This is a genomic window from Pedobacter sp. 01T416_2 (assembly GCF_056398925.1).
The window spans coordinates 1-11,878 of sequence record NZ_JBFTQI010000082.1 but is presented as its reverse complement, the minus strand read 5'-3'; the positions used below and the strand labels follow the sequence as shown (position 1 = coordinate 11,878).

Below are 11,878 nucleotides of genomic sequence, written 5' to 3'. Positions count from 1 at the left end.
GAAGTAAGGTAAAAGGTCAGTTTTATCGATATACGAATCGTAATGGTCTCTTATCTTATAAAACACGTCAAAGGTGCCAGAGGTCTGCGCATCAACCGTAAGCTTATAAGTTGACCTGTTATCAAACTTTAAATCAGAATTGGCTACCTTAATGGTGGCCTCTGCCGCCGTGATAAACCCATACCTTAATTTATACTGCAAAACCTCTCCTTCCTGAAATACCGCCTCTTTCTTCAGGGGAAGTTGCTGAGCCGTTCCCAAAAGACTGCATAAGCCAGCCGTGACGGTTATAAATAATTTCTTCATTGCTTTTGTTCTCATTTGTGTGTGTGTTCATTATCAGCATGAGAGATCCTGAAATAAATTCAGGATGACGTACCGAAAAGGGAAAAAGGTTTTCCTTTAAAAGAAATTAAACTCTTCCTCCATGAAGATATACAAAAAGCAAACCAAAATTTAATCTTTTCTTTTATATACAGGAACCGTAGAGCAAGGCTCGCCGAACATAATGCTTTTAACTATCGGGGTAAGCAGGTTGGTTACCTCAACATAGGCTGAAACCGGAACATCGATATCTCCACATCCTTTTACCACCACACGCTCGTTGGCATAATCTTGAGGATTAATTTTAGCCAATGCCTTGGTAAATAAAACAGCTTCCAATGTATTTAAATCGCCAAATACTACTTCATTGGCATAAGGTTTTAGTTTATTGGCAAGCAACATATAAGCCCAGGTAGGTACAATTGCATCGGCCGAGCAGATAATGGCTACATTCTTATCCTGATATTGCGCCCAATCGTGAGTTTTGATAAACTCTCTAAAATCCTTTTCTCTTAACATTAAACCATGAAATAGATTATCCACTATATCATAAACCACTCTTTCGCCTTTATGATAAAAATCTTCGAGATTTAAAGTAATTAAACCGCTATTGGCTACTTTGTTAATAATGTTTTCCTGAATTTCCATGTTCTTAAATAAAAAAAACCGTTCCGACTAATCATCGGAACGGTTACAAAATTACGTATTTTCTATTTAATAGAATTTCACGCGATTGTCTTTTATCTTTGCATTTTCTTGTAAAGCCTGGAAAGCCGATCCTAATGAACGCTGTCCTAAACTTAACATCATGCTTTCTTTTTGTTTGAACATGTTGGCAATTGGTGCAGGACTGGTAAATCCATCAACTGAAAATACATAAACACCGCGTTCTCCCTGAACAGGAGCAGATACTTTACCTGGCTGCGAACCAAAAACGCTTCCTACTAAAGCATTTTCCTGTGCTACGCCTGGGATTACTGGATTAGCAAATACCACATTTTGTACTGGATTAACCGGACGTGCAACTTTAGCTGCAACCTGATCGATACTTCCTTTACCTGCATTAGCTAATTTTTCTTTTAATTGTTTTGCTTTGACTGCATTAATTACCATTGGCTCAATTTCTTTCTTCACATCAGCTAATGATAAAATACCTTTTGGACTGATGGTAGTTAAACGGGCCACAACATAAGCATTGCTCATGGTATAAATTTCAGGTAATACGTCACCTTTATCTGCTGCGTAAGCATCCTGAATTAATTTACGTGGATTATCCAATCCAGCTGCAAAACCTTGTGTTGATGCAACCTTATCAGCAACAGCAACTTTTAATCCTTTTTGTGYAGCAAATTTGCTAAAGTCGTTACCTTTCACATCCGTTAAGAAATTGCTTGCTGCTTTGTAAGCAGCCGCCTGGGTTTTGCTACTTGCATTTAATGCTTTTTCTACGTAAGCTAATTTAGCCACTTTAGATGAACCGATCTGTTTTTCGATTTTAAGCACATGGTAGCCAAATTGAGACTTTACTACTTTAAGATCTCCTGTCTTTCCATCAAAGGCTGCATTCTCAAACTCAGGTACCATAGCACCACGGGCGAAAGCTGGCATTTCGCCACCTTTATCTTTCGAACCGTCTACACTGTAGTTTTTAGCCAGTTCTGCAAAGTTAGCGCCTTTTAAAATTAATGCTTTTAATGAATCAGCTAACTTAAGTGCTTTATCTTCGCCACCAACTTTAGCCGGATCGATTAAGATGTGGCTTGCTTTTACCGAATCAGGAGAAATACGGGTAGATACTACCTTTACAATTTTGTATGAGTTACCGCTTAATTTAGGGCCATAAAAACTGCCTGCTGGTAAAGCAAATACTACTGAATCAACAGCCGGATCCAATTTACCTTTTGTGATATAAGTAAACGGAACTTTTACGTCTGAATTGATTGCAGCGAAAAGTGAATCGTTTTTAGCCACCTGAAAATCAGCAGCAATTTTGTCTACCTGAGCTTTGATTGCCAATGAATCTGCTTTGGTTGGACTGATACTGAAAGTAACGTATTCGAAAGCACGTGTTTCTTGTGGATTGTTAAAACGTGCTTTGTTCTGATCATAATATTCTGAGTAGTCGTTGTCTGTTAATTTAACGGAAGCATCAGGAATAGAAGTATAATCTAAACTTACGTATTTAAAATTAGCCAGTTTATTACGGTTGGTATATTCATCAGTAGCTTCTAAAGAAGTTACATAAACCGAATTACGGATTAAGTTCGAATATTTTGTTTGCAGGGCCTGATTTTTAATCTCTTCCTGTAACATGGTAGATTGTTGCAAAGCCTGAGGTTCTTTCGATTTTAGAAAGTTCATCAAAGTAGCACGGTCTAACTGTCCTGTTTGAGGATTAGAGAAATATTGTTTAATTAGGGGGCTAGGGTTTTGACCTTGTAATAAATCTACCAGTTCATCTTCAGAAACTGTTAAACCTAAACGATCGTACTCTTTAGTTAACAAAACTTTTGCTAACTCTGCATTCCATGCCTGGTCAACAGCCATAGCGGTCATCTGTGCATTTGCACTGCCGCCATATTGTTGTTTCATCTGGTTTACACCTTGATCAACTTTTGGTCCGAATTCATCAATATTGATATCCTTACCATCAATAGACCCTACAACTTTTTGATTTGCCGACCAAAAAGGTTTACCCACGTTAATTGCATCACCTACTAAAAATGCAACAATTGCAAAACCGATGGCAAAAACTAGAATATAGCCTGCACGGTTACGCAAAAATGTCATTAATCCCATATTGTAATTATAAATTTATTTAGTTCTTTTTTAAGAGGGCGCAAGATACAAATTTGCCTCAAAAAAGAAAACACAAAATTTTATTTATCAAGTGTTTAATTTTTAAGTAAATACAAGCCCTGTTTTAATGTTTGAATGACAGAATTTTGAGTGATTGAATGACCAGAATTGTTGAATGGCAAAATTAGTGAATGATGGAGTTATTGAAAGATGATTTGAATAAATCCATTTAAACATTCAATAATTCACTCATTCCATCATTTATACATTGCGACTAAGGCGCTACACCTTCCTTCATATTCAGTTCACCGTTTCCACTATCCATTTCATAGGTACTAAAATCCTGCGGAGCTTTAAAGTTGATGCCTTCACCTATGCTTCCATCTACTCCTTTCACATATACCCTTTGATTGGAATAAAAAATCTTTTTCGACTCATCCCAGATCAGTTCCTGCGAAGAGAAAGTATCGCCCTTACTGTTTTTTACGACTACATTTTTCCTAAATTCGGTTTTAAGCTCATTGTCTTTCCTAATGGCGTAATCGCAAACCAGGTTTCCATCAATGGTTCCGTTAGGGTTATAAAAATCGATATTTACACCCTTAATCATTTCCTGATAAGTGCTTCCGTTCGAAGGCGTAACCTTATCCATTATTGGGGCATATCCTTTAGCCTTAATTCTGGCAGAATCGCTGTAAGTGATATCGACACCAATGGTCCGATCCCTGGACAGGATTACTTTATTTGCTGAGACTGAATTGGCATTTTTTAGATCGTCGTCTCCACAGGAAGCCAGAAAAAAAGGCAACACCAGAAACAGACCACATAAAAATGTCCTTAAATTCATTAGTCTACACGGTACTTACGGAACCAGGTATCGTTCAAGGTAAAGCCTAAGTGGAAATTAATAAACTTCTCTTTAACAAGATTATCGCTTAATGTTCCCCTTTGTCCGAACTCGGTTGTAAAGTTGATTTTATAAAATGCTGAACCACCGTTAGCAGTAGGCAACGGGAAGCCAAAACCTAACGATGCACCCATTTGTTTGATATCCTGATTACCGATTTTGATATAAGTTTTATCGTAATTAACACCAAGGCGGTAATCTACACGTTTCATGTAACTGTTGTAAGAAAATGCATCTGGCGTCCACTGGCCACCCAAAGAAGCACCCCAGCTATCTTGCAAACCTTGGTTTACATTATTGATACTTGTTGCAGACCATTTACTCATTCTAAAATCGGCACCAATCATCCACTTATCATTTTGCTGGATAGAGATCCCAAAATTGTGCGTTAATGGCAAGGTAAGGTTAGATTTTCCGTTATTCGCGATATTTAACGTATCGGCTGCAGGGTTTTCATTACCACTTTGATCTCTTGTGTAGAACGTAGCAAAAGAAGTTTGTGTTGAATTTATTTTTCCAGAGGTGCTTCCAGAATAACCCAGGGTCATAATCGTCTTTTTACCAATATTAAAATCGTACTGTATGCCATAAGAGTAATTTATACCGCCAACACTGTTTTTATTTTGAAGTTTGGCATTGTAAGACCCTGCTGATTGAAATTCGGTAGCGCGGGTAGTTTGAAGGTTACCAAAAATATATTCTAAGTTACCCCCAATTCTTAAATGATCGCCAAAACGATAGCCATAACCTAAATAAGCCTTTGATAAGCCGCCTTCGCCTTCATAAAGCTGGTCTAAAGTGGTTGTATCAACTTTGGTCGTGTTTCTGTAAGAATAACCCAAATCTGAGTAAGGCAAAATACCAAAACTCAAGGCCGATCTTTTGGTAACTGGAGCGGCAAATGCCAAATGACTAAAAGTAGAATTGAAACTCGTTTCGCTTAAATTGTTTCGCGAAAGATTGGTTAAACCAGCACTCATTCCCACATCAATGGTGGTTAAAGTTATTCCGGCATAAGATGCAGGGTTTTGCATATTAATATAATTGAACCCTGTTACTTTACCTACTGCGGTAGAAATTCCACCCATTGCTCTAAGCTGGGGCAACAAAGATCCCTTTATATTTCCAAGTCCATATCTTGAATATGGTGATGAAGTGGTAACCTGTGCCTGAGCACTTAAACCACAAACTAGAACGAGTATGGCTGCAATATAATTTATTCTTTTGTACATTTTAATCTGCAATAGCTTCATTTAATCCTTTTAATACTAAGTAAGGATCTTTTATAATTTGAGGCGCAAAGATGCTGTTTTGTAATTGTTTATACAAAAAATTAGCATCACCCCCCGTTATAATTACCTTCAGAGCACTTTCTTTTTTATTATTTAGGGCAATAAAGCCTTCAATTTCGTTTATTATTCCTTGTAAAACGCCGTTTTTGATTGCCGATTGGGTATCAGTACCTTCCACAATAGCCTCATTTGCATCCCAATCCACCAAAGGCAAACGGCCGGTAAATTCGTGTACAGCTTTAAAACGCATGCCAATACCAGGGCTTATACTTCCGCCAAAATATTCCTTCGTGCTACTTAAAACATCGTAAGTAATACAGGTACCTGCATCAACCACTAAACTTGCGTTTGTTGGATGTAAGCCATTTGCACCCAAAATAGCAGCCCATCTATCTAATCCTAAAGTAACTGGCGTTTTATATCTATTTTGTACGCCGTTCGTCAACATGGTTGAAAAACGGATATACTCGGTATGCTTTTTTAAAAATACTTCTAATGGTCCAACTTCCTGGTTAACACTACTGATGATGGATTTCGCTGGCGAAAACTTCTCAATCAATTGAGCCAGGTCAAGTATCCCAATTTTATTGAAACGCTGATGGTGAATAATTTCCTTATCTGCAAAAACTGCAACCTTAACAGCAGAATTTCCAATATCAATGCTTAGCCTACGCATTTAAAATCTCCCACTGCAAATATATGTTCTTAGAAATTCCAATGACTCCATTTTTTATCCATCTTGATTAAAACTAAAAAAGCTTTAATTCTAAAATCATGCACAAAGCTATTAATCTTTGTCAAGTTTCGCTCTAGTTATTTGTTAAAAAAGGTTAAACAAACAGAAAATACTGTATCGAAAGCACAAATAAAACGAACAATGTTTCGTAAAACCAGCGTTTTTTGGCATTGCTAAAATAGTATGCCAACAGTACCGATCCTGGCGGTACACACAGCAAAAAATGCCAGGTCCTGAAATCCGGTTTGAGGTAAAAACTTGCTGCAGAAATAATAAACATGAAAAATAACAGCTGAAAACTCTTCCGTGTACTGATAAAACTCCTAAAGAAATTTTCCCGGAGCTGTAGTGATGCCAGTATGATAATTACCGTTACCGGGATCAGCACCAGGTAATCGTTATAGTTGATTTTAAAAACCGAAGGAAACTTATTGCCTAATGGTTTCCATATCTGATAAAACGAGCTTAAATTATCATTCCAATAATAAAATACGGCCAGAAAAAAGAAAACCGTAATAAAGCCAATCAAGCCARCTACCCATTCGCGCCAATTAAACGACCTAAAAAGCAACAGTGCTAAAAAGATCATAAGCAACATGGCCATAAACGGAAAATAAATCAATGTTCCAATCCCAATAATCATCCCGATATCGAACACAGTGGTAATGGAGTTCGCACTTTTACCCAGTTTTAAAAACTTATCTATAATCCAAATCAACAGAAAGTTACATAACAATGCCGGACTTAGGATCATAAAAGGCATGAACAAACTTGTTCCTGTTACAAACATCAGCCCAGGAAGGAAACTGGGTTTGGCCAATAAATTATGATTGTTTACAACTCGATTGAAAATTAAAGCCTGTACATAAACCAAAAGTGCCGCGATAAAAATATTGGTATATGGCGTAAAGGCATTGTCTAAATCTATATTGATCAATAACCGGGCAAATGGCTCCAAAAAATCAAAGTTCAGCTTATCGTGCGTTTCATGAAAAATGGCAATACGCAAAAAGAATGTGTACGCCAGCAAGAATACGAGGTTAATTGGATTTAGTTTTCTAAACTGATTAATCATGCCTTTTTAAAGAGTAGGCAAAGTAAAGAAAATAATTTAATAGTAGCAGAAGAAAGACCAAAGCTTAAAGACTAAAGACCAAAGTTTAAATACCAAAGCGGAGGGCGATAAGCGTTGAGCGGAAGGACAAAAGTAGAAAGACCAAAGCTTAAAGACCAAAGGGAGGGTTTATGTTATTTATCCTATTAAAAGACATCCATAAATCTGTCAGGCTGAGCGGRGTCGAAGACCATTTGGTAAATAAAAAAGTAGAAAGACTGATGAGGAGGGGTCTATTCTTTTTTAGAAAAGCAGGTTCCTGTCTGTATCGGTTCCAGCAGCCCTGCCATCCGCTTTATCCCGATGAAAAATCGGGATGTCCGCTCCTGTCAGGTTTAGATTACGCAGTATTGTGCCACGGATTAGAACAAGCTAAAACCAAAGCTTAAAAGACTAAAGCAGGGATGTATATAGTTGTCTCTCTCTTAAAGATTTGTCAGTCTGAGCGGAGTCGAAGACCGTTAATAACCAACTAGTTTTGCTACGCAAGTAATCAACTAAAGCCACTGCTACTTAGATCTAATGACTAAATTCATCACAAATGATCCTTTGACTACACTATCAATGACATATTCCAAAAGAAAGGTCGTCATTGCGAGGAGGAACGACGAAGCAATCTTAATGCGCACGCTGGTAGCGATCGTTGTAAGATTGCTTCGTCGGCTGAAAAAGCCTTCTCGCAATGACGATAATCTGAGGAGATTTACTTTTTAATCCAACTGGCATTTATTGAATTTTATGAAAAAAAAATTATCTCTCAGGATAACAAATCATAGGCAAATTGACTTTGAACTCAGGACTGAAAACTCAGGACTAAACCCTCGCGTATTTCTTCACCATATCATCAATGATCTGCGCTGTTTCATCCGGAAAATTGAACTCATGTTTTTGAGGATTTTCTACCCAGTTTTTGATAATCGGCAACCAATTCCTGGTACTTCCCCAAATTACTGGCAAACCAAACTGTTTTAAGGCATAGGCATTACATTGTTGTTCAAACTGAAAACGCATAGGCGCCACCAGCAGTTTTTTCTTTAGATAAAGCGCTTCAGCAGGTCCTTCGAAACCGCCACCGGTAAACAAACCTTCGCAGGTGGCCAGGCTTTTATTAAATTTTTCGTTGTTAACAGGCTCTACAAAAACATTCCCTTCCTGGTAGGCAACTTTACTGTGTTTAGAAAAAACCTGCCAGGTAACCTCAGGGAGCTGAGTAAAAAGCTTTACCAAACGTTTATCGTCAATGGCTGGAAGATATACCGTATAATGTCCTAAATTTTCACTTTTCAGATTTCGGATCTCTGCCCTGATTACCGGGGTATGGATAAAAGTATCGTAACGGTCGAAATGAAAGCCAATGTGATATTTGGTAGGCGCATAACGGCTCAAAATCAACTTCCCCCAATCTAAAGTTCTAGGACGGGGTACTTTTTTAGATTTAAATGCAGCCTGATGGCTCAATGATACACATTCTATGCCCTGCAGTTTACAGGCCCAGGCGCTTACAGGTTCAAAATCGTTAACAATTAAGTTGTACTCTTTCAAAGGCAGCTGCTTCATATCTTTTCTAAATCGGAAAAGATTCATGTTCAGCCATGTTTTAAAATGGTCTACACCGCCTTTTTTCCCAAAGATAAAACTGAAACCATGCAATTGATATTTTACAGGCTGACTGAGTTTCACATCGGCCTGTGTTCCACTTACTAAAATATCCAATTCGCCATACTGCTGAAGTAAAGGAATAATTTCCCTCGCCCTGCTGATATGACCATTACCTGTTCCCTGTATTGCGTAAAGTATCTTCATTTATGCCCGAATATCTAAAATTATTGGGCAATTTCATATTTTATATTCTGTAAAAGAATATTTATGTCCAGTTTACTTTTTAAATCCTCGGCATCAGAAAGGATTCCTTCATCCAATTCGTCTTTTGTAAAATGTTGATGTTCGTACTTAAAAACCGTCCAGTTTTTATTTTCATACTCTAAAGCGGTTAAACTTTCCACCCAATCTCCACTGTTCAGGTAAATCACTTTTCCATCCTCGGTAACAATTTCACGTTGCTCAGCCTGATGAATATGGCCACAAACTACGTACTGATACCCTTTTTCGATGGCAAGTTCTGCCGCAGTTTGCTCAAAACTATTGATGAACTTAACGGCGTCTTTAAACTTTGCTTTTATTTTTTTCGAAAAGCTCATCTTCTCCCGCCTAAATGCGGTAAGTACCCAGTTTACAAAACTATTAATGAGGATCAGTGTATCGTAGCCAACCGCACCAAGTTTAGCCAGCCATTTAGAGTGCTGCATGGTAACATCAAAAACATCGCCATGAAAAAACCATGCCTTTTTACCGTCCAACTCTAAAATTAATTTATTCTGGAGATGGAAAGTACCCATTTCCATGCCATCAAATTTGCGGAGCATTTCATCATGATTTCCCGTTAGGTAGTGAACCTGAACACCCTCCGATACGAATTTCATCAGTTTACGGATCACCTTCATGTGCGATTCGGGCCAATAACTTTTGCTAAACTGCCAGATATCGATGATATCGCCATTTAAGATCAGCGTTTTGGGTTTTATGCTCTTAAGGTATTTTAAAAGTTCTTTTGCATGGCAACCATAGGTACCTAAATGTACATCGGATATTACGACTACATCGACATTTCTTTTATCCATAAACGGGAAATTTTAGGGGGAAGAGTCTTATTACCGCTCGATTAAAGCAGTTCAGAGATAGATTAGCTGTGTTACCACTCCTCTTCCTCATCGAGTTTTACCTCAAAGGGGCTAAAGAAATAAAGTACAACAATTAATAAACACACGGCAAAGAATGATTCTAACATATCATCTGATTTACATTACAAAGGTAAGACTCTGTATATCAAACAAATGTTACGACATTGTTAAATTATTATTCTATTCCGTTTATTGTTCATTAGCGCAATGGTTAGCTAATCGGTTAATGGCAAAGATTTAGGTTAGTTCCTTTTCATAGATCCTGAAACAAGTTCAGGAGGACGATCGCAAGTGTGAATGCTCAGAATCTCAAGGTGTGCAATGAATTCATATTAAAGATCTTTTGATTGCGCTATCATTGACGGATTCCAATAGAAAAATCGTCATCTCGACTGGAACGCAGTGAAATGGAGAGATCTATCTGGACAGATTTAGCTTCGCTGAGCCTTCGGGTTCTCGACTGCGTTGCACTCCGCTCGAAATGACGCGAGAAAAGAAGGGATGATAAGTTGCGGGGAGTGAACGACTTAGAACTAAAAAACAAAACCCCGCAAGATTTTGATCTTGCGGGGCGTAAATCTATTTAAAGAAATATTAAGCTTTAACTGCTTTCTTTTTCTTCTTTTCTTCTGAGTAAAACCCAAAACCTAATCCGGCCAACAACAAGATAGATCCTGCTAAAGAGATTTTCTCTCCGGTATAATATGATGTTGGGTGGAAAATAAACTCAAGTTTATGGTTGCCTGCTTCTAACTGCGCTGCACGTAAAACGTAATCAGCCCTGAAGTATGGCTTTTCAACACCATCGATATACATTTTCCAGCCTTTATCATAATAGATTTCGGAAAACACTGCGATTACATCTTTAGCGGTTGAGTATTCATAAGTTAAATGATCAGGGTTGTAGTTGGTTAATTTAATAAAACCTTCCTGACCCGTTCCTAAACGTTTGGTATCAATCGAATTTTTGAAACTTTCATCAACAATGGCTTCTTTCTTAGCATCAAAACTGCTAATGGCCTTCATTTCTTCATCAGCATTTTTAGCAAACTGAACACTTTGTACAAACCAGGCATTACCCGCGGCCGTTGCATTACGCTGCATTTTATACGATCCATTCTGAGGATCTTGCGTAATAATGTACTTGGTATTTAACATATCCAACACATCCTGGTTAACACTTTTTGTTAATTGGTTATCTACCAACTCCTGAAAACGTTTTAACCTCGCGGAGTGGAAACCACCAACGGTTTTATGGAAATAAGAAGTTTCGGCACTTTTAAACGGATCGCCCAACGATAAATCGAAAACCCTAAAGTTTGGATCTTTATCAGCCGCGATAAAATTATCTACATCTCTAGGCTGGTAATGGTTGTTCAGGTCACTTTTACTCACAAAGTTCTGGTTGTTTAAATAACGACGGTCTACCTGCCACAAATCAATCAAAACAAATAGTGCCAATAAACCGAAGGCCAATTGCATATTCATTTTCTTAGTGATGAAAGCCCAAGTAACACCAAAACCAATGGCTATAAACAATACGGTACGTAAAGCGTCAGCACGTGCTAAAGCCACACGGTCGGCAACAATGCCATTTAAAATTTCCATTGCGGCACCGCGGTTGTTCTGCAAGGTTTGTGTTAAAGYATCTAAAACCTGTGCCTGGTTGGCCTGCGTAAAGCTGAAGAACGCCGTAGGGATCACGGCAATAATTAAAGCAAAACCACCGGTAATACCTGCTGACCAGGTTAATCGCTGCACTAAATATTTTTGATCGTATTTTCCTTCTTGTGCTTCTTTAATGGCCAGTATAGCCAGCAAGGGTACCAATAAACCTACAACGGCCAATATCGATTCAACAGCCCTGAATTTGTTATAACCGGGAAGGTAATTAAAGAATATATCCGAGATAAACGGTAAGTTACTTCCAAAGGAAAGGAACAGCAATAAGACACTTGATCCTAAGAT

The 11,878-nt window shown here is 38.0% G+C and carries 10 protein-coding genes; all 10 read right to left on the bottom strand.

The features are described from left to right. Positions 1-306, bottom strand: a 306-nt coding sequence (locus AC1DPQ_RS05600) for a DUF3108 domain-containing protein (protein ID WP_477608331.1), incomplete at its 3' end; no start/stop codon positions are given. Positions 307-456: 150 nt separating this feature from the next. Further along, on the bottom strand, positions 457-972 hold the full coding sequence (locus tag AC1DPQ_RS05595; RefSeq protein WP_477583464.1) for a DUF2480 family protein: 516 nt from the start codon (positions 970-972) through the stop codon (positions 457-459). Between the two features lie 66 nt (positions 973-1,038). Next, positions 1,039-3,123, bottom strand: a complete 2,085-nt coding sequence (locus tag AC1DPQ_RS05590; RefSeq protein ID WP_477608329.1) for a peptidylprolyl isomerase — start codon at positions 3,121-3,123, stop codon at positions 1,039-1,041. A 274-nt stretch (positions 3,124-3,397) separates the two neighbouring features. Further along, complete coding sequence (locus AC1DPQ_RS05585; protein WP_477585994.1) at positions 3,398-3,970, bottom strand: hypothetical protein; 573 nt, start codon at positions 3,968-3,970, stop codon at positions 3,398-3,400. Then, positions 3,970-5,262 carry a BamG family beta-barrel-assembly machinery protein gene (gene bamG, locus AC1DPQ_RS05580; protein WP_477608327.1) on the bottom strand — a complete coding sequence of 431 codons (1,293 nt, stop codon included), beginning with the start codon at positions 5,260-5,262 and terminating at the stop codon, positions 3,970-3,972. The genes AC1DPQ_RS05585 and bamG overlap by 1 nt, the downstream gene beginning before the upstream one ends. Before the next feature lies 1 nt (position 5,263). Then, positions 5,264-5,998 carry a type III pantothenate kinase gene (locus AC1DPQ_RS05575; RefSeq protein WP_477608325.1) on the bottom strand — a complete coding sequence of 245 codons (735 nt, stop codon included), beginning with the start codon at positions 5,996-5,998 and terminating at the stop codon, positions 5,264-5,266. Positions 5,999-6,152: 154 nt separating this feature from the next. Continuing rightward, entirely contained in the window at positions 6,153-7,133 is a 981-nt protein-coding gene (locus AC1DPQ_RS05570; protein ID WP_477608323.1) for a DUF6427 family protein, read from the bottom strand. Positions 7,134-7,985: 852 nt separating this feature from the next. Continuing rightward, positions 7,986-8,975 (bottom strand): glycosyltransferase family protein, encoded by a 990-nt coding sequence (locus tag AC1DPQ_RS05565; protein ID WP_477583833.1) that lies wholly within the window; start codon positions 8,973-8,975, stop codon positions 7,986-7,988. A 20-nt stretch (positions 8,976-8,995) separates the two neighbouring features. Then, positions 8,996-9,850: a UDP-2,3-diacylglucosamine diphosphatase gene (locus AC1DPQ_RS05560; protein ID WP_477583832.1), complete on the bottom strand. Its 855-nt coding sequence runs from the start codon at positions 9,848-9,850 to the stop codon at positions 8,996-8,998. Positions 9,851-10,504: 654 nt separating this feature from the next. Continuing rightward, the coding region (locus AC1DPQ_RS05555; RefSeq protein ID WP_477608321.1) for a YfhO family protein at positions 10,505-11,878 on the bottom strand (1,374 nt) is incomplete at its 5' end.

Excerpts from the sequence above, each read along its gene's own strand:
- AC1DPQ_RS05560 (WP_477583832.1), bottom strand. The coding sequence starts at position 9,850 with ATGGATAAAAGAAATGTCGATGTAGTCGTAATATCCGATGTACATTTA.
- AC1DPQ_RS05565 (WP_477583833.1), bottom strand. The coding sequence starts at position 8,975 with ATGAAGATACTTTACGCAATACAGGGAACAGGTAATGGTCATATCAGC.
- bamG (WP_477608327.1), bottom strand. The coding sequence starts at position 5,262 with ATGTACAAAAGAATAAATTATATTGCAGCCATACTCGTTCTAGTTTGT.
- AC1DPQ_RS05575 (WP_477608325.1), bottom strand. The coding sequence starts at position 5,998 with ATGCGTAGGCTAAGCATTGATATTGGAAATTCTGCTGTTAAGGTTGCA.
- AC1DPQ_RS05585 (WP_477585994.1), bottom strand. The coding sequence starts at position 3,970 with ATGAATTTAAGGACATTTTTATGTGGTCTGTTTCTGGTGTTGCCTTTT.
- AC1DPQ_RS05595 (WP_477583464.1), bottom strand. The coding sequence starts at position 972 with ATGGAAATTCAGGAAAACATTATTAACAAAGTAGCCAATAGCGGTTTA.